Here is a 23315-nt window from a genome sequence, read left to right as displayed (position 1 = left end):
GGGTTCAATTTATGAACCTGGCCCTTCCACGACAGCAAAAGCCGAAGCCAAATCACGGCCATGTGTTATCGTAAGATGAATGGTGTACCTCTGTCCATTTGGCAGATCTAGTCTGCTCCAAGCTTCACACGATAAAGTTACCTCTGGTTTTCCTTTAGCATCAGGCAATATCTCAATATCCTGAAACCCAACTACATTGCCGATGCCACAGCCTAAAGCCTTCACAACTGCTTCCTTGGCAGCAAAACGTCCGGCTACGAACTCAGCCAACCTCCCGCTTCGCTCTTCAGCAAGTTGATATTCTTGCTCTGTTAAGACCCGCTGGTTAAATTTCTTACCCAGTCCTCTATTTATTACCTCTGAGATTCGTTCAATTTCTAACACATCATGTCCGATTCCGTAAATCAACACTTCACGCTCCTTATGGACGTGTATCCCATTTTGCTTCAATAATGGTATGATCAATCATATGAAGTATTATTAAAAGTAATAGTCCTGCAAGATTCTTTCTGCTATCTTAAAAGAAAATGCGCTCTAAGTCTAATAAGACTATCCAGCGACTTCACGATAGACTAGCTGATTTACTTCATTTTTATATATGGAGAGGGGATTACCCTATGAATCATCGTAATTTTGAAATACCTGCCGGAGACGGAGCTGTTCTCCGCTGCTCACACTTCCCAGCCCAAGGCAAAGCCAAAAGCGTTATAGTTATAGCCCATGGCTACAAAGGTTTTAAAGATTGGGGAATGTTTCCTTACATAGCCACAACTCTCAGCCAAGAGCATGAAGTAATTACTTTTAACTTCTCTCATGCTGGCATCGGGGAAGATCTGCTGCATTTCACTGAACTTGAGAAGTTCGCCCGCAACACCTATCGCCGCAGCTTGAAGGACATGGAAATCCTGTTGTCCTATCTTAGTCAACACCCGAAATTCGGCAGCCTGCCGTTATTCCTTCTCGGCCACAGTCTCGGAGGGGGAATTTGTTTGGTCTACACGCTTGATCATCCCAATGAGATCAGCGGAGTAATCTCCTGGAACGGGGTTACGAAACTCGATTTGCTGACGGAAGAACAAAAGCAGCAGATGAAGGAAACAGGAAGAACCTATGTCCTTAATGGACGTACTGGCCAACAAATGCCGCTGGATGCTGTAATTTTAGAAGATATGGAGAACAACAAAGAACGCTATAACATCCTTGAACGCATACAGAAAGCGTCCTTCCCAGTTGTCCTTATTCAAGGCAGTCAAGATGGAGTACATCTCCGCCAAGGATCTGAGCATCTCATCAAACTTCGGCCAGATATTAGCTGGGTGCAGGTTCCTGAGGGTAATCATACGTTCAACACTGTGCATCCTTTTGCTGGCACGACTCCGCAATTAGAGTTCGCGATTGCTGCGACAACTAATTTTATCGATCAGACACTTACGCTTACAGAATAATTATTCTTCTTAGTCTATCCAGCTATCCAACTCACAAAAACCGCCACGAGCTCTGCTGCTACGCAGACCCGTGGCGATTTCCAGTTCAACCTATTCTAAATCCCCGGAATAACATTACGCTTATGTGCCGTTCTCCGGTAATAATTCTCAAGCTTCTCAGCTACTTCAGGGTTAACCTGTTTACCTTCCAGATAGTCGCTGTTATCGTCATAAGTAATGCCCAGCTCGGTTTCATCCGTCTGACCCGGCCATAAGCCCGCCGTAGGTGCTTTTGTGACAATATCCGCAGGCACACCGATATGTGCAGCCAATTGACGTACCTGACGTTTATTAAGTGTGGATAGTGGTGTAATATCTACAGCGCCATCGCCCCACTTCGTGTAGAAGCCGGTAATCGCTTCAGAAGCATGATCCGTTCCTACTACAATTAGATTGTTCTCAAAAGCGAGTGCATATTGCATAACCATACGTGTTCTGGCTTTAACATTTCCTTTGCCTTGATGCGTCATATGGCGGTGTTGGCCTATTGATTTCAGACCATGCTCAACTTCAAGGGCAATTTCATTTACCGCTTCCTCAATGTTGGTCTCCACAGTATGAGTCAGATTAAAAGCTTTGGCAACATCGTAGCTGTGCTGAATATCTTCCTGAACCCCATAAGGCTGGAATACGCCAAGCGTCATATACTCTGTGCCTTTTTCTGCCGACAGCTCGTCCGTAGCCTGTTTACAAAGACCCGCGGCTACCGCACTGTCCACTCCACCACTAATGGCGATCAATAATCCTTTAGCCCCTGCGTTCAGCACGTACGACTTTAAGAAATCAACCCGTTTTCGTGCCTCAACCTCTACATCAATCGTTGGCTTCACGCCAAGATCAGCAATAATTTCTTTCTGTAAACTCACCAAACACACCTCGTTCCATCAGAAATGGTTCCATATCCATCAAAATATCCACCCAAACGAAGCTCATGCTTCTAAGCATATTCTATCCCATTATTGCTCTTATATTTTGAAAAATCCCGCATGCAGCCGATTTGCCGGCTGATGCGAGATTATATGGAATAACTGTTTTTACTGGCACAAACGATTGAAGACTTCTTTCAATTCAGCAGCAATTTCAGCAGCCGAACGATCTTCTACACCATGACGTTCAATAAAGTGAACGAGTTCTCCATCCTTCATCAGTGCGATGGAAGGTGAGGATGGCGGATAAGGAGCAAAATATTCACGTGCTTTAGCAGTAGCTTCTTTCTCTTGACCTGCAAACACTGTGAACAAGTGATCCGGAGTGATTTCATTTTGCAAAGCCTGAGCTACACCTGGACGACATTGTCCAGCAGCACAACCACAGACCGAATTTACGACTACAAGCGATGTTCCTTTTGCGGTTGGAAGAGTTGCTTCCACCTCTTCTGGAGTCATAAGCTCCTGAAACCCGATACTTGTCAGGTCATCACGCATAGGCTGAATTGAATCTCTCATATATTGATTAAAAGACATGGACATTTCTCTGCACTCTCCTTCACTTTTCAACTGTTTGTCAGATAATATTACAGCAGTACTTACTAACTTTATTATACATTCATACTCTGTGAAAGCAAGAGATGCTGTAGAGGGTGATTCAATCTAAGAGCGAACCCCGCTGGGTTCCTCCTTATCCAATGGGAAGGAGATCGTAAAAACCGTGCCCTCTCCTTCTACAGACTCTACATTTATTTTACCGTTATGCCGCTCCACAATACTAAGACACAAGGATAAGCCTAGACCTGTTCCCTGAATTTTCGTCGTAAAAAAGGGTAAAAACAGCTTCTCGCGTTGACTTTCTGACATACCAACACCGCTATCGGTGACAATCAACTCCACTTTATCATGAGTACTGCGTGTCTCCAGCGTCAGCACCCCCTTGGGTCCCATAGCCTCCATACCATTACGTCCTAAATTGAGAATAAGCTGCTTGATTTCCCGGACATTTAGCTCCAATTCATGCAGTGATGGGCTCAGCTTCAGTTCCACACTTTGACCGCGAAGATTAGCATCAGCCCACAGCAATGGACTAACTTCTTCTATAATATGGTGCAGCAGCACCTTCTCTTTATCAGAAACCCGGCTCTGTGCCAAGGATAAAAAATCATTAATAATACTATTAGCGCGGTCCAGCTCTTCCATCACAATCTGATAATAAGAATCCAATTCTTGAGCACTCTTTTCTCTCATCAGCTGCAAAAAACCCCGAACTACCGCCATAGGATTACGAATCTCATGGGTAATTCCAGCAGCCATCTGCCCGACCAAGCTCAAACGTTCCACATGATCCAGCTCTACACGTAGTTTTTCCTCATTGGTCATATCCTGCACAATAATTACAGCACCACTTGTTACCCCTGAGCTCTTATGCATTAACGGCGCTGAATAAATCTGATAGATGCGCGACTCATGAATCATTTTTTCACTGGAACGCCGTTTAGAGCGGATATTATCACTTACCCGCATATAGGCCTGTGTATCCACTGAGCTGTGAAAAAACTTTTTTACCGGTTCGTCAATAATATCCTCTTTTCGCAAATTGGGATAATGAGTCCTCATCATTCCTAACATACAATCATTAAGATCAGTTACAACTCCGTGTTCATCCAGAGACATAATACTCAGAGGGACTACATTGGTAATCTGCTGCAGCTTCTCGGACTCCCACTGGAAACTTTCACTGATACTCTCCATTTGTACTTTATCCCGCAATCTACTTCTAACCATCTCAACAAAATATACAAAAACACCACCTAAAGCGATGGTGAAAAACAGATATACCGTAATCAGAAATGCTTGCACGGAATTTGATTCATATATATTTTCCCCGCCTATAATCGGGACTAACGCAATAAATAGCATGCTTGGACAAAGAATCATCCATAACATACCGATCTTCTCAACTACTGTACCTTTCTTAAAAGGTTTGGCCAGTCCAAACAGTAGCGGATATAATAAAACCCCTGAATTCAATATCACGTTACTGATTCCTGTAGGCTCCGCAATGATTACATTGCAGATAAGCAAAAAAATGGACAGTAAAATGCCCGAACGGGTAGTTCCATATAAAATACCAATATACGCAGGGATTAATCCTAAATTCAAATAGGCTACACCAAACAGAGTTGTCGAAAGAAGAGAGCACAGGATAAGACTAAACGTACACGCCAAAATTAAAAAGGTCTGATCATTTGGGAGCTTCCCCTTTTTCCGAGTCACAAATCTACGGTCCACCCACCATTGAAAAAGAAAAAGAAAGGAGCATGCTGCCGATATTTGCAATAAGATATCCTTAACCGCACCAATAATTACAATCACACCCCAAAATGGACAAATTACCCTACATGCTTAGATTAAAGCACAGGATTACTCTCCTGACAACGATAATCACCTAATGATTGGACAAGACTGGTTACATGTGAATCAGAATGGTATGATTCCGTTAGGAATACCCGCGGAAATCGCTTCCGTGTCTTAACATGTAAAGGAGTAAAATTTCATGAGCAATTACGATGTGATCGTCATTGGAGGCGGCCCTTCGGGTCTAATGGCAAGCGTGGCCGCTGCAGAACACGGGGCATCCGTTCTGCTAATCGACAAGGGAGCAAAACTAGGCCGAAAGCTCGGAATATCTGGTGGCGGACGCTGCAATGTTACCAACGTCAAGGAAAGAGACGAGCTAATCGCCCATATTCCAGGAAACGGGCGTTTTTTGTATAGTGCCTTCGACCATTTTAATAACCAGGATATCATCGCCTTTTTTGAAGGTTTAGGCATTGCATTAAAAGAAGAAGATAACGGGCGGATGTTTCCCGTTTCCGATAAGGCCTCTAGTGTCGTATCTGCCTTAATCAGCAAAGTACGGAGTCTAGGCGTGCAGATTATGACCGACAGTCCCGTCTCAAGAATAATCTATGACGAAGGGGCTGTTAAGGGAGTCCAGCTGAACTCAGGCAAGACGATCGCCTGCACTGCTGTTATCATCGCCACCGGAGGCAAGTCTGTACCACAGACCGGCTCCACTGGAGATGGCTACCCTTGGGCAGAAGCCGCAGGGCACACGATCACCGAGCTGTTTCCGACAGAGGTGCCGATTCTTTCACGGGAAGAATGGATTAAGTCCGGCGAGCTGCAAGGCCTGTCGCTACGTGATGTAGCCCTCACTGTGTGGAATCCTAAAGGGAAGAAGGTCATCTCTCATCGAGGAGATATGATATTCACCCATTTTGGATTATCAGGGCCCATTGCACTGCGGTGCAGCCAATTTCTGAGACAAGTCCAACGTAAATCCGGCACAGATACGGTGGAGATGTCCATTGATCTCTTCCCTGATCTGTACACACAGGAAGTAGAATCTATGTTGCAGGATAAGCTGGATCAGGAACCTAAGAAAGCGATCCGCAATTCGCTGAAAGGACTGTTGCCAGAACGTCTCATCCCCCTCTTGCTGACTAAAGCTGACTTAGATGGGGATACAACTGGCCATCACGTCTCCAAGAATGGGTTGCTTCTATTAGCTGGGATTTTGAAACGCATGCCGGTTTATGTGCATGGCACCCGTTCCCTATCCGAGGCCTTTGTTACCGGGGGCGGGGTAAACCTGAAGGAGATCGATCCCAAAAGAATGGAATCGAAGCTTATGCCGGGGTTATTCTTCTGCGGCGAGGTACTCGATATCCATGGCTATACAGGAGGCTACAATATAACAGCGGCCTTCTCAACAGGATATACAGCAGGCAAGCACGCTGCTGACATTCGACTGGGATAATCTCTAATGCAACGTGAATATCCTCCAAGCAGCTTACTACTTTGAAAATGGCGGTCTGCGCGATTCTCTCATTAATTGGAGAATCGCTCCTCTGTTTTGGGTTCCTCAGCTGCTATGTGGAGCGTCTGACCTAATCAGCTACTGCGGCTTCGGACCCAGATGACTTTATTGGCGAATTTATCACCTTATGGGCAGGGTTTCGGACTCCAACGACGCTATTCATTATAACGAGGCTCATATATGGTGTTTTTCATGGCAATAGCAACTATGGAGTCCGTTAGCATCCCAAAAGTGGAAAAATAGTATGTTTAGGGGCAGCTGTGTCCGATAGGCTAGCTAGGTACCTCGTACATACGTGCGTGCAATAGATCGAATCAAGACAAAAAAAGAAGAGTGCCCCAGCAGCCTTTTCACGGCTTATAGGGCACTCTTCCGTTCTATTTATATCTTTATTTCGCTAAGCGAAATGTTCCAAATATTCTAGAGCTAAACAGTGCAACGATATAACCTAGCGGGATGAACAGGATAATCCCAAACCATCCATATAAGGAAATACAGATCAGCGCAGAACAAATGATTGAAAAAGGAAGCAGTAAGATAGGGACCGCACGCAGCCCCACTTCGGCTTTTTGTTCCTTCGTAAACGGCAGAATTCCGATGTAATCATCTCCCACGAATAACGACCAGAACGACAACAGCCAATTGGTCATGAGAGAAACTAAAACTATAAAGCCCAGCCATTTGAACCCTGATGGAATGATAAATATCGCTAAAAGGGACACAGCAGTAAACGATAAGTAGAGCTTTAAATGAGCCGGATTCCGTACAAGTGCCTTAATCGCTGCCGCAGAGAAACGGCTCTCGGCAGTTTTTGATTTTAGCAAAGGCTGTGATTTCCGGAAAATCCACGGCTTATGGCGGGTCGGACGTGGCTTATCCAGTACGCCGCGGAGTAATAGGGCCGCTATTTTCATCCGCTGCTTATAATCTTCACGCACATCGTTCATGAACGTCCCACGCATCACTATACGCCGCTGAAGAGCGATTACCGCTACGACTGCAAAGAGTGCTGCAATCAGCAGCATAAAAACTGGACTGTTGTTCCAAAACGTAGCTGCACGGAAATAAATCCCACAAGGAACGGAGATGGCCAGAATCAGCCACAGCCAGCGCCGCCAGCCTTGCTTTTGTACTTTTACAATATGCCCAAGTAATTTAACGCACCAGCTACATGCCAGAGTCAGAGCGAACAGCGCCCATACCTCGGATGACAGCATTCCATATCCCCGAACCAGAAAAGGTAATAACAGCACAAAAGCTACACAGAACTTCAACGATGTTACGATCAGGCTATACAGCAACCCGCGAAACATAATCGTATTTATCCATCGCTGTCGTTGTCTTAGAAATAATAGATCGCCTTCCTGCAATAATAGCACCAGTCCCCCTCTACAGAGCAGGAGCACTAATAATGAAGGAATGAGCATAAACGGCAAATCTCCACTCCAAGCTGGCAATGCCTCGTTCCAGAACCCGTAATATAACCGTCCTCCCAGAAATCCCCCGGGAATCAGTATATATAACAGCACAGTCCAATCGGCAGCCGTACGAATAATAGCAGATTGCTCACGCCAATGAGAAAATAATCGCCGCCAGAATAGCTTTTTGGAGGTAGGAAAAGCAAACCCTCGCTGCTTCTGCTTACTCATGTCAGTTCGTCGAAGCAATCAAACAACGACGCCTCCGGCAGCCCAGCATAATCACGTATATCTTCGAGCGTTCCTGCAGCGGCAACCCTGCCACCCGAGATCAGCACAAAATCATCGCAAATTTTCTCAGCAGTATCCAATACATGCGTAGACATTAATACACCAGCTCCGCGCTGCCGCTCCGCTTCCAGCAGCCGCAGGAAATCTTTAGTGGCCCGAGGATCCAAGCCGATAAAAGGCTCGTCCACAATATAAACATCCGGCTGCACCAAAAAGCCAAGCATCAGCATCATTTTCTGTTTCATACCCTTAGAGAATCCAGCTGGAAGATCATCACGGACATGATTCATGCCGAACTGCTTCAGTAACCTCTCCGCCGTTTCTTGAAACTGCTCATATTTTAGTCCATAAGCAGCAGCAGCCAAATCTAAGTGCTCCCATAAGGTCAGGTCCTCATAAAACACCGGTTGCTCCGGTACATAAGCATAGGATTTATTAACTCCATTAAAGGAGACCTTAGCTTTGGTATTCTTAAGCAAACCGAGCAGTGTTTTGATTGTAGTACTTTTTCCTGCACCGTTTGGTCCGATCAGTCCGAGCAGCTGTCCACGCCGCACCTGAAATGAAATATCGAATATGCACGGGGCACCTGCTTCATAGCCTGCTTCATCGATCTCAACATCGAGTACAATCTCTTCGTCGCTCTCGGTATCCCCTGTTATTTCTACATTCTCCATATTCGCCAACTCCTAAATATTTCTAATGAATATTATTATCAAAATTCCAATCCAGAAAGATAGCTTCTCTAATCGTACTATATATACTTTCTCCAAGGAAGCAAACTGATTTTTTCACAGCTCAGAGAACTACTCTCCTATTTAAAAAAGAAACCTCCCTTTAAAGAGAGGTCTGTCCGAGAAGCTCTAGGTTATTTGTTGCTGAAATTTCTTCTTCACGTTTAATTGCCGCTTCATCTCTACGCTCGATTTTACCCCGCAGCATTAACAGTAACACTCCGAGCAGGGCTGTAAGCAAACCAGAGAGAATGAAAGCCGGGACAGGTCCTGACGCTGTAACTAAAGCCCCACCGGCTACAGGTCCCAAGATAACAGCCGCACTTGTTAGACTGCCTATAGTCCCAAATACACGGCCCGTGTATTCCGCAGGGGTCCGCTGTTGCAGCATTGAATTGAAGGGAATGAACGCAAGGCCTGCCCCCACACCAGCAAACATAAAAGAACCAAACAAAGCGATGTTCATCCATAATCCAGCCTGACCGTGGGCAGTTACAATTCCTGCACTTGAGAAAACAACCCCCATAATTACAGCTCCCAATCCCATGAAGACGAGCGTATGTTTACCACTGCCTATACGGCTTACAAGCAGGGCTGACAGTAAGGTGCCAAGACCACTGGCTGCCACACACCAACCCAGCAGATCACCGTTCACACCCGGAATTTCCCGGAATAACGTTACAATCTGCGAATCACCAATTTGCAGCATTAGCAGCACTAACACCAGCATAGCAATCCCGCAAAGTACTACAGGCATTCCCACGATCACCTGCAGACCCGCCGACATTTCTTGGCGAAAAGACTTCCGAGCACCATTCTCCCCTGTGTTATCCTCTGCTGCATCTTTCTTCAGTGCAGCCGCACGCGGCAGTCCTATTAAGATGACCGCCGATAAAATGAAGGTAGCCGAGTCAATCACATAACAAGCGGCAATACCAAATGCGGCAACCAGCAGTCCACCTAGAGCAGGACCTACAATTTTGGTTATTTGTTCGATAGATGAGCTAAGCGCCATGGCTTTATCCATCTGGGCCGCAGGGACAAGCTCCTTGAGCTTTCCGCTTTTGGCTGGTGAAAAGAGTACATCCATGATCCCTTTAGCCACCAGCAGGACATATACCTGCCAGAGAGAACCTGCAAATACCAAACAAACAACGATTCCGGCACGAGCTAGATCCGAACCAATCATCAGCGCCTTGCGGTTAAAACGATCACTTAAATAACCTGCGAACGGTCCTCCTAAGAGCAACGGCACAGCCATACATAAAGATATAGCCGTAATTTCCCACGGTGTCGCATTCCATTTAAAACCTACCATTGTCAGTAGCGCTAGGATATGCAACCAGTCTCCCACATTCGATACAAGCTGTGCGGCAATAAGCAGCATAAAGGGCTTATTCGCCGTTAGCTTTCCTTCTTTTGAATCATGAGCCAGTTGTTCCTCCATCTTACTTCACTCCCCGTTACTATTTCTCGATGAAGTAATAGTAAAATATTGGAGAACATCAATCATCCGTCTGGAGGCGTAAATAGCGCTTGAACCTAAGACTGAAATTCTTATCCTTTCAAAGACTGAAATCAAAAAAACCTTCGTTTTTATCGTATTCAAAAAATTGTTTGATTTTTAATAATTAAAAGTGTGCTCATTGTGACAAATCACATGTTCTTCATTCGCTCTTTCACGTATTCTAAGGTTATCTCAAGGTTCGTTGCACAGGTAACCCGTGCACTAATGACTATTGATTGCAAACTGTGCGATGAGTTCACACATGATTAACGATAGAGGGTGGAGAAGCATGATACAATCTTACGAACGTGATACGCAATTAACACTACATTTGTACCGGGTATTTGCCAAGTCTTTTAAGAGCATTAATGAACATGCTGTTACCGGCAGCAAAATTGAAGGTTTTAATCCGACTGCCTTTGCCGTTATGGAAGTGTTGTATTATAAGGGACCACAACCCATTCAACAAATTGGCGCCAAGCTGCTGCTGCAAAGCGGCAACGTTACTTACGTAATCGATAAGCTTGAGGAACGCGGCTATTTGCAGCGTAAGCCTTGTCCGAGCGACCGCCGTGTGATTTTTGCGGAGCTGACTACGGAAGGTGAACGTCTCATGAATGAGATGTATCCGAAATATTCAGAACGCCTGCATCTTGCTTTCAGCGGTCTGAATGATGATGAGAAGGAACAAATGATTGTTCTGCTCAAAAAGATGGGTCTACAAGCTGAGAAGCTATCCCCTCTTCCTCGTAAGTAAGAGTCGCTTATTTATGTGTTTTAGACAAGCTGTTATTGATTTCTGTTAATGGTAAAAAGAAAACCAATAGGCGATTCTCCGATTTATTTGAGAATCGCCTATTGGTTTTCTTTGTTCTGCGGCAGTTTACTTGAGCAGATGATATAAGTCCTTATGACCCCTCTGAGCAAAATTTGAGTGCCTTTTTACAGCCTCCGTTAGCCGAACATTAGTTGGGAACTGATCAGTTAGGGCAGTAAGTCGATGCCGAAGACGGACTTTGAGGTCCGCTTTTGGCAAACCTCGGATCATCATCATCCTTATTCGGCAGGACTTGCGTGCACGCTTCCGACTGGATTTGGCGTAGCACACTTCCGATTGGACTTGTCGTGCACGCTTCCGATTGGACTTGGCGAACACACTTCCGATTGGACTTGGCGTGCACGCTTCCGATTGGACTTGTCGTGCACGCTTCCGATTGGACTTGGCGAACACACTTCCGATTGGACTTGGCGTGCACGCTTCCGATTGGACTTGGCGAACACACTTCCGATTGGACTTGGCGTGCACGCTTCCGATTGGACTTGGCGTGCACGCTTCCGATTGGACTTGGCGTGCACGCTTCCGATTGGACTTGGCGAACACACTTCCGATTGGACGTCCCTTCTAGCTGACCGTAACTATCACTCTCAGTAAAACCCACTTTTGATATAACCCGCTATATTTTCAGCGCCCGATCTTGATGAACCTGAGCAGTAACTTAGGGAATAACTGCATTCTGTACAGCTATTTCGTATGCAAATCGGATTATTCTAACTTTAAGTGTATTCTGTACAATTAAAAACAGAAAAAGTACCCCTAGGCGAGTAAAACAAGAAAATAGGTGTACTAAATACAGTTATATCCATTGAAGAGTTAACGGCAGGATTATAGTTGTACAAAATACAACTAAATTTGCCTAACGATTGCTTCCACTGCTTCCATCGACGCTCTACTCTAGAGGTTACATCAATCTGGCGTGCCACCCATCCGTTATTCCATGTGTCATTCCATGTATCACTCCGTGCGTCACTCTGTGCGTCATTCCGTGCGTCACTCCATGCGTCTTTCCGTGCGTCTTTCCGTACGCCACTCCGTCCGTTAGTCCGTACGCCACTCCGTCCGTTATTCCATGCATCACTCCGTGCGTCACTCCGTACGCCACTCCAGGAAGTCAATTCGTATGGATCAAGCACATTTAAACGCTATCTACCTAATAAGTTATGCCTTTTTCAAGGACGATGAAGCATCCTCTACTGAAGGCACACCCTTGCGCAAACCCCAGGAAATTATCAGCGACAAAACAGCGAAAACTGCCATTACGATAAATAATGAATGAAGACCACCTTCAAGGGCATCACGCAGACTGTTTGATACTTCCCCAGACAGGTTGGTTCCTGCATGTGATCCAAGCAGCTTATTAATATCATCTCCTGAGATGTTCGAATCTGGTTTTTTTCTTAACAGCTTATCAATATTCAAGTTCAGCCAGGAACCAAAAATAGCCACCCCAACAGTCTGTCCTAAAGAACGCGTGAACGCATTAAGCGCTGTAGATGCTCCCCGTTGCTCATACGCAACAGAGGACTGCGCGATAATCGTAAAGACTGTAGAAGAATACCCAAAGCCAACTCCACAGACCAGCATCAAGCATAAGAGCAGCAGCTGTGAAGACTCCCCTGTTAAGAAAGCCAGACCAATAGCCCCGGCAGCGATCATAATCAACCCAAGCATTGCGGTTCGACGCGAACCTGCTTTTAGAATCATCCGCCCTCCGGCGATCGAACCAAACATCCAGCCTACCGACATCGGCGCCAGTAGCAAACCTGAGATGGCGGCGCTTTTTCCGGATACACCCTGCACCCATAATGGCACATACGTAGAAAGCCCAATAATTAATGTGCTTACCAGCAGGTTAGCGCCTGTAGATACTGCGATATTGCGGTTCGAGAATAGACCCAGCGGCAACATAGGTTCAGGAGCACGACGCTCCACAAAGAAAAATAAGACTAGCAGGATAACAGCCACACTTAGAGTTGCAATTAGCAGTGGGGATGTCCACTCCAGATTCTGTCCTCCTGTGGAGAGACCGAAGAGTAATGCGCCCATACCAGCAGCGAATAGCAGCACCCCTGCCACATCAATTTGTGCTTTCCGGCGTACCTTCTCTTCCTTCAAATAACGGGCAATAAATACCATTGCTAGTAAACCAAATGGCAGATTAAAGACAAATACCCAGCGCCAGCTTAGGTAATCTACAACATATCCTCCAAGAAGAGGGCCTACCAAAGAGGAAATCCCCCATACAGAGCTAAGTAATCCTTGTGTCTTCGCTCTCTCTTCAATACTGTAAATATCCCCGATAATGGTAAAGGTCATTGGAATGAGCGCACCCGCGCCAATCCCCTGTATTGCCCGGAACAGGATCAGCTGTTCCATACTTTGCGAAATACCGCATAATAATGAGCCTAATAAAAAAACAGCTGCCCCCCACATGAACACCGGCTTGCGTCCAAAGAGGTCACTGATTTTGCCGAAAATAGGAGTAGTAATAGCCATTGCCAGCAAATAAGAAGTGAAAATCCAGCTAAGCCACTGCATTCCCTGAAATTCACCTACGATAGCTGGACCCGCTGGTCCTGTTACCGTTCCTTCAATCGCAGCCAAAAAGGTAGCTAGCAGCACCCCTATCAGTATTAATTTACGTTCTAAATCCCCTGTTGACTTCAATGTTCCAAACCCTCTCTTTATGTAATAAAATCATTGCCATTCCCCACGCAGAAGCGCATGCAGAGTCACATCCTGAAAGCCGGAAGGTGTCTGACGATATTGACGCAGTATACCTTCCTTCTGAAAGCCGAGCGTTTGAACCAGCCTCTCCGCACGATTATTATCAGGATGACACAGCGCTTCTATCCGATTCAGCCCCATCCTATTGAAGCCGAAGTTGAGCACTAAACCAAGCGCTTCTTTCATATATCCAAGCCCCCATAAGGCAGGCGCCAGATCGCAGCCAATTTCCCCGCGGTAAGCTCCCTGTAACTGCCAATAGTTATACCCGCAGCTCCCTATAACTTCACCTCCGGGTCCTACAATACTCCAGCGTAAGCTGTCCTCTTCCTGAGCCATCTGTGATAAAAATGCAATCAGTTGCTCAGTCTCTTCGATAGAGGATAATGCTGGAACCCCCAGCCAGCGGGTGACCTCTGGATGAGACCAGATCTGATACAATGCTGAAGCATGTTCAGTAGTCATAGCACACAGCTTCACTCTACTGCCGACCAGTGTGGGTATCACTCCATTGCAGATGTACAAGTCTCTGCCCCCCTTCAACTTATCAATTATACATCATTCAAGAGTATATCCTTAAGATAAAAGTTCTAAATTCTTTAACATTGAAAAGAACAAATTCTACGCGTTAACGTAAAAAGACGTCTGCAACAGGGAGCAAACACTCCCTAAATACAGACGCTTTTTATTAAACTTAACTACAATGATTTCATTCCGCTTCATGAATAACTTCACTGCATAACACCTGAAGTTTGGCTCGAATATCCTTGAACTCTTCAATTCCAGTCCCCGTAATACTGTACCCTTCGGTATGGGCAGTCAGAAAGTTGTCCAGTGTCAGCTTTTCCAATTCCTGTTTCACTTCGCGTTCTCCTACACGATACCCCAGATCTTCAAGTCCGAGCAGCATCTCTGAGATCGTCACATCTTTATCCCGTGCACAATAAAGCATATGAATTCCTATGAACAAGTTCTGTACATCAGCGCGCATATTCCACCTCTTCCGGCTATATAGCCTTCGGTATTTATACTAGCATTACCCTCTGACCGATCCCCGGAAACATTATTGTGGCTGTTCCGCATTTCATGGACTTCAAGGAAGATTCCATATTGTTACAGATTGGTATTGTCGCTTGACGTATCATGTCTAGCTGTACTATGTTGATAATTACAGTTATGAGTTGATATTTGAATTTAAAGTACAGGAAGGTGATGCTTCATGTTTCAAGCTATGCCTTACGATGGAACACGCAACGAGCAGTTTGAAGCGGTTCTAATCCAACTAGAAGCATTAGTAAAGGACGAACCAAGTGCAACGGCCAACCTGGCCAATGCTTCGGCACTGCTTAAACACGCTATGCCGGATACGAATTGGGCCGGTTTTTATTTATTTGATGGCAAGGAGCTTGTGCTCGGGCCTTTCCAAGGTCTTCCTGCCTGCATCCGCATCCCGTTATCTCGTGGAGTCTGCGGAACGGCTGCTGCGGAACGACGCACGTTAGTAGTAGGAGATGTGCATGCATTCCCGGGACATATCGCCTGTGACGCCGCTTCAAACAGCGAAATTGTCGTCCCGCTGATCAAGGATGATCGTTTGCTTGGCGTACTCGATATCGACAGTCCGCTGAAAGATCGTTTTGATGATGAGGAACGCCGGTTCCTGGAGCGATTCGCAGCCCTGGTATCGGAAGTTATCTAAAGCAACTCTATAGAGCATAAGAAATAGGCTGTCTCATTTGTAGGAATCTCCTACTTATAAGACAGCCTATTCTTGTTGAGCCTATAGCCGTACCGGACTGATATTCCAAATCTCCGCCGCGTAGCGGCTAATCGTGTTATCACTTGAGAATTTACCGGAATGACCAATATTTATAATAGACTTTTTCAGCCACTCCTGACGGTTGCGGTATGCCCGGTCAATCTCGACATGAGTCTCGACATAACTTGCGAAATCCTTAAGCACAAAGAATTCATCGTTATTATCCAAAAGAGAATGGAAAATGGTCTCAAACTCCGCACCATGACAGCATATAGGTCCCGGATTAACCAACTGATCCAATACTTCCTTCACACGGCTATCCCCATTGTAGATATCACGTGCGTGATAGCCGCCATGCTGATAATAATCCATTACCTGCTCAGCACGAAGACCGAACAGGAACATATTGTTGTCCCCTACCATCTCATGCATTTCCACGTTAGCGCCGTCCATCGTACCTACGGTTAATGCACCGTTCATCATAAACTTCATATTCCCCGTACCGGAAGCCTCTTTACTCGCTGTAGAAATCTGTTCACTAATATCCGCAGCAGGAATGATCTTCTCGGCCAAAGATACCGAATAATTCTCAAGGAAAAAGATACGAATCTTGCCTTTAACATCCGGATCTTTGTTGACAGCCTCCGCCACAGTATTGATCAGCTTGATAATTCGTTTCGCCAAATGATAGCTTGGCGCCGCCTTTGCTCCGAATATAAACGTGCGCGGTACCATATCCATCGAAGGATTATCTTTGATTTGGTTGTACATATGCAGAATATGCAAAATATTTAGCAGCTGCCGCTTATAAGCATGCAGGCGCTTCACCTGAACATCAAAAATAGAGTCGGGGTCTACATGTACCGAATGCTTGCTGTAGATGTATTCAGCCAACTTGAGCTTATTCCGCCGTTTAATGCTGGCCACTTGTTCCTGGAAGGATGCATCCTCACAATATTTAATCAAGCCAATCATCTCTTGCGGATGGCTCATCCAGCGGGTTCCTATCGATTGATTGATAAGATTAGCCAGATCTGGATTGGCATGCATCAGCCAGCGCCGGTGAGTAATCCCATTCGTCTTATTATTGAAGCGGTGCGGGTACATTTCATTAAAGAGCCGCATTTCGCGTTTCATCAATATTTCTGTATGCAGCGCCGCTACCCCATTGACACTATGGCTCGCCACAATCGCCAGATGGGCCATGCGAACCTGATCGTCATGAATAATTGCCATCTGTGAAATCCGGTCCTGATCACCGGGATAACGACTCATCAGCTCGCCGCAGAAGCGGGCATTGATCTCTTCAATAATAAGAAAAATACGTGGAAGCAAGTCCCTGACCATTTGAATAGGCCATTTCTCCAGGGCTTCGCTCAAGATCGTATGATTTGTATAGGACACCATACGAGTTGTAATACTCCACGCTTCATCCCATCCTAATCCATGTACATCCATCAGAATCCGCAGCAATTCAGGAATTACAAGCGTCGGATGTGTATCATTGATATGAAGTGCAACCTTGTCGGGCAGCGATTGTATAGGGAGTCCAAGCTTTCCAAAGGTTCGCAGAATACTTTGCAGGCCAGCGCTGCAGAGGAAGTATTGCTGCTTCAACCGCAACAGCTTGCCTTCGTATTGAGAGTCATCCGGATACAGGAACTCCGAGATGGATTCTACGGAACGCTTATATTCCAGGAATTTATGATAGTCTGATCCGGCAAAAGAGCCAAAGGTTCTGGTAGGCTGGGTGATGGACTCCGCACTCCAGTTGCGCAGTGTATTCACATGCCGCCGATCTGCACCAATGATAGGCACATCATACGGAACTGCACGAACGGCCTCATATTGACTATGCTCAAAGATAAGCCGCCCGTTCTCCTCCCGAGTCTCAATCACGCCCCAGAACCTTACTTCTACCTGTTTGTCTTCACGACGCACTTCCCATACATTATCATTTTGCAGCCAGTAATCGGGCAGTTCCACCTGATACCCGTCAACGATTTTCTGCTCGAACAGGCCGTATTTATAACGTATACCGCAACCATGCCCCGCATATTGCAGGGAGGCCAGTGAATCCAAGAAACAAGCAGCTAGACGTCCAAGTCCTCCATTGCCAAGCCCAGCGTCGGCTTCTACCTCCTCAATATCCTGCAGCGAGAAACCAAGATCGGCCAATCCCTCACGCACGACCTCCAGCACGCCCATATTCAGCAGATTGTTCCCCAGAAGTCTTCCGATCAGAAACTCCATAGAAAAATAGTATACCTGCTTATCCTTATCCGTCTTGTACTTTTGATTGGTATCCGCCCAATTTTTCCCGGCATTCTCGCGAATCATGTTGCCTAATATTTTATAGACATCAGCATTCGAGGCTTCCTCCAAAGGTTTGCCCAATTTACTGATGAGCGTCTCGCGAAACACCTGTTTGAAAGTTTCTTTATCGTTAAACAACAGCAGGTTCCTCCTGACAAAAGCTTTTTTAGGGATGCATTAGACTATGCCTGTAGATCAGATAGGTTATACTGTTTCGTTTCATCTAATCCAGTTGGTTTATATTTTGCTGCTCTTGGCGATCACAAATGGACGTTTACTATCCCCGACGAGAATTCGATTCTTACTTAAATGTACGTCCTTATCCATGATCACATTCTCAATAACAGCATCTTCCTCTATAATGCACTTCTGCATAATTACAGAGTTGATGATCTTCGCTCCTTTACGTACCTGAACCCCACGAAAGATCACGCTGTTCTCCACCGTTCCAGCTATAATGCAGCCGTTAGCCACCAGTGAATTGCTGACATTTGCGCTCTCTAAATATCGGGTAGGAGCCTCATATTTAATCTTCGTCTGTACTGGGCTTTCTTTGAACAGACTAAAGTAATTCTCCTGCTGAAGCAGCTCCAGACTATTCTTATAATAGCTTTCCAATGAATTAATTACGGCATGATAGCCATGATACTCATAAGCAGCGATTTTGAATTTATGGCGGTTTTTCTGAATGACATCACGGAAAAAGTAACTCTCCCCATGTGCAATGCAATGTTCCACCTGCTCCAGGAACAGTTTTTTCTCCATAATGAAGATATCGAGATATAAATTGGGATGATCCTTCTCATGATGGATATTGGTCACATTATTCTCTTCGTCCACTTCAATACGCTGGCATAACTCATGCTCTGGCTGCAATTGCTCTATTTTTTTGTATACTACTGTAACATCGGCACCCTTCTCCAAATGGTAGCTGTACAAGTCCTGGAGATCGATAGTATTAATATGCTGGCTGCCGGAAAACACAATATATTTTGCAGATCCCCGTTTAAAAAGATCCAGATTATTATGATAATGCTGAAGGTCGCCAAGAGAAGTATCGGTGGGATCATTCCAGTCCGGAGGCAAAATAAATAGTCCCCCATGCTTGCGATTCATATCCCAAGATTTCCCGTCACCCAAATGGTCCATTAAAGAACGATATTTACGGCGAACAAACAGGCCCACGCTCTCCAGATCCGCACGCATCATATTGGAAAGCACGAAATCTATCAACCGATAACGACTGGCAAAAGGTACGGCTGCACCACAGCGGAAATAAGTGAGTTCATTTAGTTTATCGAGTTCATGATCCAGATTAATTACACCCATGAGTTGCTTCATCGGAATCCACCGTCCTCTTATAATTTATAAGAAAGTATAAGTTTCACTATATACTTTATCCTTATAAATCTCGCATAAACGCTTACCGTCCCTAGAAGGACGCCGAAGGCGTTTTAGCTTGATTATATGGTTTTGGCCACAGCTGATTTACGTTTTTTGCTTTTATTGTCGATCAGCAGAATTTCGTTCTCGTTCTCCCGCTCGATGCCTATTTCCATATAATCGTCGATTACCGTATTTTCACTAATAATCGCTTTATGAATGCGTACGTTCTTACCAATCTTAACCTTAGGCATAATTACGGAGTCCGTAATCACACTGCCTTCACCTACTTCTACGCCATAAAAAAGAACCGAGTGCTTCACTTCACCATGCACAATGCACCCTTCATTAATAATGCATCCTGACACTTTCGCCCCAGGTGCGACATATTGAGCAGGTTGATTCGGATTGCGTGTAAATATGCGCCAGTTGGGATCATTTAGATTAAGCGGTGGATTATCGCTCAGTAAATCCATGTTCGCTTCCCACAGGCTTGCTACCGTACCAACGTCTCTCCAATACCCTTCAAAAGGGTACGCAAATAAAGAGTTTCCGTCTTCCAGCATCAAAGGAATGATATCCTTACCAAAATCGTGAGATGACCCTATATTCTCTCCGTCCTCCAGTAAATGCTTGCGGAGAATTTCCCATTTAAAGATGTACACACCCATAGAAGCTAGCGTGCTTTTTGGCTGTGCAGGCTTCTCTTCAAATTCGTAAATTTTCAGATCGTCCTCCGTATTTAAGATTCCAAATCGACTTGCTTCCTCCAGCGGAACGTCAATCACAGAAATTGTGCAATCTGCATTTCTCTCCTTGTGGTATTGCAGCATAGCATGATAATCCATTTTATAAATGTGATCACCGGATAGAATAAGAACATGCTCAGGGTCGAACTGATCTACAAATTTAAGATTTCGATAAATCGCATCGGCTGTTCCCCGATACCAGCTGCTTCCATTCTCACGTTCATGCGGTGGCAATACGAATACTCCACCATTCTTACGGTTCAAATCCCAATCACTGCCTACTCCGATGTAAGAATGTAGTATAAGTGGCTCATACTGTGTCAATACACCGACAGTATCAATACCCGAGTTGGAGCAGTTACTTAAAGGAAAGTCGATGATCCGATAAGTGCCCCCAAAATAGACAGCGGGCTTGGCAAGCGATTTGGTTAAACCTTTCAATCTTTTGCCTTGGCCTCCAGCCAATAGCATGGCTACCATTTCTTTTTTCTTCATGGAAAAGCCTCCCTTGACTTATGGGTAATATAAAGTTCAGCAAACCTAGGATGAATGAACAGAATTCCAAAAAGAAGTGAATTAGAAAAGAAATACACCAGAAAGAAATGAGCCTTGATAGGAAGATGACAAAGTTGAAAAAACGAGGAAGGAAATTTTACACGTTCGGATGATCTAACCTAAAATAGGGAGAGCATTCTCCAAAATCAGGAGCCTGAATCAGGAGATTATCCTTATTGTAAAGTGTTCTATATTCTTCGTCAAAACCCTTTATCGCAATTCCGAAAATCCGGAATTTTTAACCCTGTTTGTCATTAAACACGTTAATATTCCTTATAACTAGATTAACCAATTTAAAGCCATGTGAAAGAAATTCACTCATTTATTCTAGAAAAAGAATCATTCGGTCTTCAGCAAACATTCAACCGGATATGGCATAATGAAGCTATCTATCACCGATTTGGAGGAACCTATAATGAAAGCAGTACAAGGAGTTCGACTTCTGCTCGTAGATGATGAGCCTCATATATTACAGTTCCTGGAGCTGGGTCTCCTTAACGAAGGTTTTGATGTACGAACCGCGTCGGACGGGCTAAGCGCCATTTCGATTGCAGCTGAATTCAAGCCCCATGTAGCTATCCTGGATGTTATGATGCCGGGTATGGATGGATTCGAGGTATGTCACTATCTGCGCTCAGAAGAGACAGAGGTAGCTGTCATCATGCTTACTGCAAAAGACGAAGTGGATGATCGCGTAAAAGGACTATCTATTGGTGCTGACGACTATATGGTCAAGCCCTTCAGCTTTGATGAATTACTAGCGCGGATCCAAGCGCGGCTGCGGAATCAGTTTCCGGGGCTGCTAGGTGAGGTCCGCTGCGGTCCTTTCCGAATTGACAGTCGGCGAAAGGAAATTCGCTTCAGGGAGGAAGTACTTGAACTCTCCCCTACGGAATACGAGTTATTACAGTATCTCGTTATCAATCACGGCCTTGTACTCAGCAAGCCTATGATTCTTGATAAAGTGTGGGGCTATGATTTTGGCGGTGAGGAAAATATTGTTGAGGTCTATATCCGTTCGCTTCGTGAGAAGCTCGGAGATAAGGAGCACCGTATTATCCGTACCCTGCGGGGCGCAGGCTACCGGGTGGATCTATGAGCACTCCCATCTTCAGATGGCTTCGCAGACTGCCTGCACCACGTTCCTTGCGTAAACAGCTGCTTGCCACATCGCTGCTTATTCTATCAGGATTGCTGCTGCTAATTGGAGTCTTACAATATATCCTTATGCGAGATTTTATATACAGCAATAGAGCCGAGTCTATGGAAGCGCAAATACGTTCTGTCCCCCGTGAGATGTTTTTTAACTTTTTTAATTCCTATGACGAGGACAGCACAGGTATAAATGACACGAACAACGAGTTTAACAGCAATTTCCCGTTGGAAAGAGAAGACATGAATAAAATGCCAAGTGGGCTGCGAACTGGCGAGAACCGGCGCCCGCTTCTGCTTGATGCCCATACAACTCTCGCCATGTACAGCTCGGATGGCACCTTCAGGGATTTACAGCAATTAACCCTCTCAGATATAGCAGCACCCAGGCTGACCAATGAGCAATACGATGCGCTGCTGATTCACACCACGGATAGGGCAACAGGAAATTACAAGCTCATCCAAGCTGAAGACGGAACTGAACATCTAGCTATATTCATGAATCTTTATAGACCTGGAAATACTAGATTGCTGCTGCAAATGAGTGTGAGCACGGGGCCATTGACGGATGTGATAATGCAGCAGCTGCTGATCTACGCAGGTTTGTCAGTGATTGCTTTATTGACTGGATTATTCCTATACTTACCGGCCCTGCGAAAGACGTTAGTTCCTCTATCTAATATGGGAGAATCGGCTGAGATCATTAATGCCGGTAATTTGGACATTCGGTTTCCAGTTGACCAAGGACAAGCCGAGATCGACAAGCTTGCTCATTCATTCAATGGTATGCTCGAACGTCTCGAAATATCCTTTCATAATGAACGGGAGGCCAAGGAGCAGATGCGCAGGTTCGCTGCCGATGCTTCCCACGAGCTTAGAACTCCGCTTACCTCAATACACGGTTTTCTTGAGGTCTTGCTGCGGGGCGCCGCCGATAATAAAGAACAGTTATATAACTCGTTGCGAAGCATGCATGGTGAATCGAAACGAATCAATAAGCTAGTCGAGGATCTGCTACTGCTCGCTCGAATGGATGGAGCTCCACAGCTGCAGATGACTGATCTGATTCTCAGCGAGGTGATTCACGAAATGAAGCCGCATCTGCTTTTGCTCGCAGATCAACGGAAAGTTACATTTGATATTTCCTATGGCATCCGTGGTAAATATGATCCCTATAAGCTCAAGCAGGTGATTCTGAATCTGTTCCACAATGCAGTTCAGCATACCAATGCCACGACAGGGAGCATTCATCTCTCTTTGCAAGCGGAAGGAAATCAAGCTCTATTAAGCGTGCGGGATAATGGCTACGGAATTCCCGGAGAGCACATCCCACATATCTTTGATCGATTCTACCGCAGTGACTCCTCTCGCACACGTAAATACGGCGGATCAGGGTTGGGTCTCTCCATCACAAAATCTATTGTCGAGGCACATCACGGCAAGATTAGTGTAAATAGCACCGTTGGCGAGGGGACAACGTTTACGGTTAGCCTGCCTTGCGAGGAAGGATTAGCCAAGGAAGAGTAACAACCGTTATAATTAAGAGGAACTGGAGCGTCGCTCCACAAAACTTAAGCGTATGCTTTC

At 45.4% G+C, this 23315-nt stretch carries 21 protein-coding genes; 7 read left to right on the top strand and 14 right to left on the bottom strand.

Annotated features, from left to right (window positions below; genetic code table 11):
- Nucleotides 1-9: 9 nt before the first annotated feature.
- Nucleotides 10-408: a holo-ACP synthase gene (acpS, locus tag NST40_RS03010; protein WP_076124398.1), complete on the bottom strand. Its 399-nt coding sequence runs from the start codon at nt 406-408 to the stop codon at nt 10-12.
- A 209-nt stretch (nt 409-617) separates the two neighbouring features.
- Between acpS and NST40_RS03005 the strand changes: the two genes are divergently transcribed.
- Nucleotides 618-1445, top strand: coding sequence for an alpha/beta fold hydrolase (locus tag NST40_RS03005; RefSeq protein WP_076124399.1), 828 nt, complete (start codon nt 618-620; stop codon nt 1443-1445).
- Between the two features lie 95 nt (nt 1446-1540).
- Here the strand turns inward: NST40_RS03005 and nadE are convergent, their stop codons facing one another.
- The 3 genes from nadE to NST40_RS02990 form a co-directional block, all read right to left on the bottom strand.
- Entirely contained in the window at nt 1541-2350 is an 810-nt protein-coding gene (gene nadE, locus NST40_RS03000) for an ammonia-dependent NAD(+) synthetase (RefSeq protein WP_076124401.1), read from the bottom strand.
- A gap of 168 nt (nt 2351-2518) precedes the next feature.
- On the bottom strand, nt 2519-2953 hold the full coding sequence (locus NST40_RS02995; RefSeq protein ID WP_036676813.1) for a BrxA/BrxB family bacilliredoxin: 435 nt from the start codon (nt 2951-2953) through the stop codon (nt 2519-2521).
- 120 nt (nt 2954-3073) lie between these two features.
- Nucleotides 3074-4576 (bottom strand): ATP-binding protein, encoded by a 1503-nt coding sequence (locus NST40_RS02990; RefSeq protein WP_081393520.1) that lies wholly within the window; start codon nt 4574-4576, stop codon nt 3074-3076.
- 394 nt (nt 4577-4970) lie between these two features.
- Between NST40_RS02990 and NST40_RS02985 the strand changes: the two genes are divergently transcribed.
- Nucleotides 4971-6239, top strand: coding sequence for an NAD(P)/FAD-dependent oxidoreductase (locus NST40_RS02985; RefSeq protein ID WP_342410392.1), 1269 nt, complete (start codon nt 4971-4973; stop codon nt 6237-6239).
- 449 nt (nt 6240-6688) lie between these two features.
- Here the strand turns inward: NST40_RS02985 and NST40_RS02980 are convergent, their stop codons facing one another.
- The 3 genes from NST40_RS02980 to NST40_RS02970 form a co-directional block, all read right to left on the bottom strand.
- Complete coding sequence (locus tag NST40_RS02980) at nt 6689-7966, bottom strand: ABC transporter permease (RefSeq protein ID WP_342410391.1); 1278 nt, start codon at nt 7964-7966, stop codon at nt 6689-6691.
- Nucleotides 7945-8685: an ABC transporter ATP-binding protein gene (locus NST40_RS02975; RefSeq protein ID WP_036676805.1), complete on the bottom strand. Its 741-nt coding sequence runs from the start codon at nt 8683-8685 to the stop codon at nt 7945-7947. The genes NST40_RS02980 and NST40_RS02975 overlap by 22 nt, the downstream gene beginning before the upstream one ends.
- Nucleotides 8686-8845: 160 nt before the next feature.
- Nucleotides 8846-10189, bottom strand: coding sequence for an MFS transporter (locus NST40_RS02970; RefSeq protein WP_076278143.1), 1344 nt, complete (start codon nt 10187-10189; stop codon nt 8846-8848).
- 349 nt (nt 10190-10538) lie between these two features.
- On the opposite strand from NST40_RS02970, the gene NST40_RS02965 reads away from it, so the two are divergent.
- Both NST40_RS02965 and NST40_RS02960 read left to right on the top strand, forming a co-directional pair.
- Nucleotides 10539-11006 carry a MarR family transcriptional regulator gene (locus NST40_RS02965; protein WP_036676802.1) on the top strand — a complete coding sequence of 156 codons (468 nt, stop codon included), beginning with the start codon at nt 10539-10541 and terminating at the stop codon, nt 11004-11006.
- Nucleotides 11007-11249: 243 nt separating this feature from the next.
- The gene (locus tag NST40_RS02960) at nt 11250-11681 is read left to right on the top strand and encodes a hypothetical protein (RefSeq protein WP_342410390.1); all 432 of its coding nucleotides are present in this window, start codon (nt 11250-11252) and stop codon (nt 11679-11681) included.
- 307 nt (nt 11682-11988) lie between these two features.
- On the opposite strand, the gene NST40_RS02955 is transcribed toward NST40_RS02960, so the two are convergent.
- From NST40_RS02955 to NST40_RS02940, 4 genes are all read right to left on the bottom strand, one after another.
- Entirely contained in the window at nt 11989-12177 is a 189-nt protein-coding gene (locus NST40_RS02955) for a hypothetical protein (RefSeq protein ID WP_342410389.1), read from the bottom strand.
- 68 nt (nt 12178-12245) lie between these two features.
- Nucleotides 12246-13754 (bottom strand): MDR family MFS transporter, encoded by a 1509-nt coding sequence (locus NST40_RS02950; RefSeq protein ID WP_076219361.1) that lies wholly within the window; start codon nt 13752-13754, stop codon nt 12246-12248.
- A 30-nt stretch (nt 13755-13784) separates the two neighbouring features.
- Entirely contained in the window at nt 13785-14339 is a 555-nt protein-coding gene (locus NST40_RS02945) for a GNAT family protein (protein ID WP_076219362.1), read from the bottom strand.
- Nucleotides 14340-14523: 184 nt separating this feature from the next.
- Nucleotides 14524-14805 carry a hypothetical protein gene (locus tag NST40_RS02940; RefSeq protein WP_036676794.1) on the bottom strand — a complete coding sequence of 94 codons (282 nt, stop codon included), beginning with the start codon at nt 14803-14805 and terminating at the stop codon, nt 14524-14526.
- Between the two features lie 228 nt (nt 14806-15033).
- Between NST40_RS02940 and NST40_RS02935 the strand changes: the two genes are divergently transcribed.
- A complete protein-coding gene (locus NST40_RS02935) occupies nt 15034-15513 on the top strand; it encodes a GAF domain-containing protein (RefSeq protein WP_036676791.1) in 480 nt (159 codons plus the stop codon).
- Nucleotides 15514-15594: 81 nt separating this feature from the next.
- Here NST40_RS02935 and NST40_RS02930 read toward each other — a convergent pair whose 3' ends face one another.
- The 3 genes from NST40_RS02930 to NST40_RS02920 all read right to left on the bottom strand — a co-directional run bounded on the left by NST40_RS02930 (nt 15595) and on the right by NST40_RS02920 (nt 20516).
- Entirely contained in the window at nt 15595-18027 is a 2433-nt protein-coding gene (locus NST40_RS02930; protein ID WP_036676789.1) for a glycogen/starch/alpha-glucan phosphorylase, read from the bottom strand.
- Nucleotides 18028-18126: 99 nt separating this feature from the next.
- On the bottom strand, nt 18127-19230 hold the full coding sequence (gene glgD, locus NST40_RS02925) for a glucose-1-phosphate adenylyltransferase subunit GlgD (protein ID WP_036676786.1): 1104 nt from the start codon (nt 19228-19230) through the stop codon (nt 18127-18129).
- A 122-nt stretch (nt 19231-19352) separates the two neighbouring features.
- Nucleotides 19353-20516 carry a glucose-1-phosphate adenylyltransferase gene (locus NST40_RS02920; RefSeq protein WP_076278140.1) on the bottom strand — a complete coding sequence of 388 codons (1164 nt, stop codon included), beginning with the start codon at nt 20514-20516 and terminating at the stop codon, nt 19353-19355.
- 475 nt (nt 20517-20991) lie between these two features.
- On the opposite strand from NST40_RS02920, the gene NST40_RS02915 reads away from it, so the two are divergent.
- On the top strand, nt 20992-21675 hold the full coding sequence (locus NST40_RS02915) for a response regulator transcription factor (protein WP_076220407.1): 684 nt from the start codon (nt 20992-20994) through the stop codon (nt 21673-21675).
- Nucleotides 21672-23255 (top strand): HAMP domain-containing sensor histidine kinase, encoded by a 1584-nt coding sequence (locus NST40_RS02910; protein WP_076186276.1) that lies wholly within the window; start codon nt 21672-21674, stop codon nt 23253-23255. The genes NST40_RS02915 and NST40_RS02910 overlap by 4 nt, the downstream gene beginning before the upstream one ends.
- Nucleotides 23256-23315: the final 60 nt, after the last annotated feature.

The organism is Paenibacillus sp. FSL R10-2778 (assembly GCF_038593035.1).
Taxonomy (GTDB): domain Bacteria; phylum Bacillota; class Bacilli; order Paenibacillales; family Paenibacillaceae; genus Paenibacillus_AQ; species Paenibacillus_AQ odorifer.
Note: the sequence above shows the minus strand (reverse complement) of the source record. Positions and strands in the feature narration are given on the sequence as shown.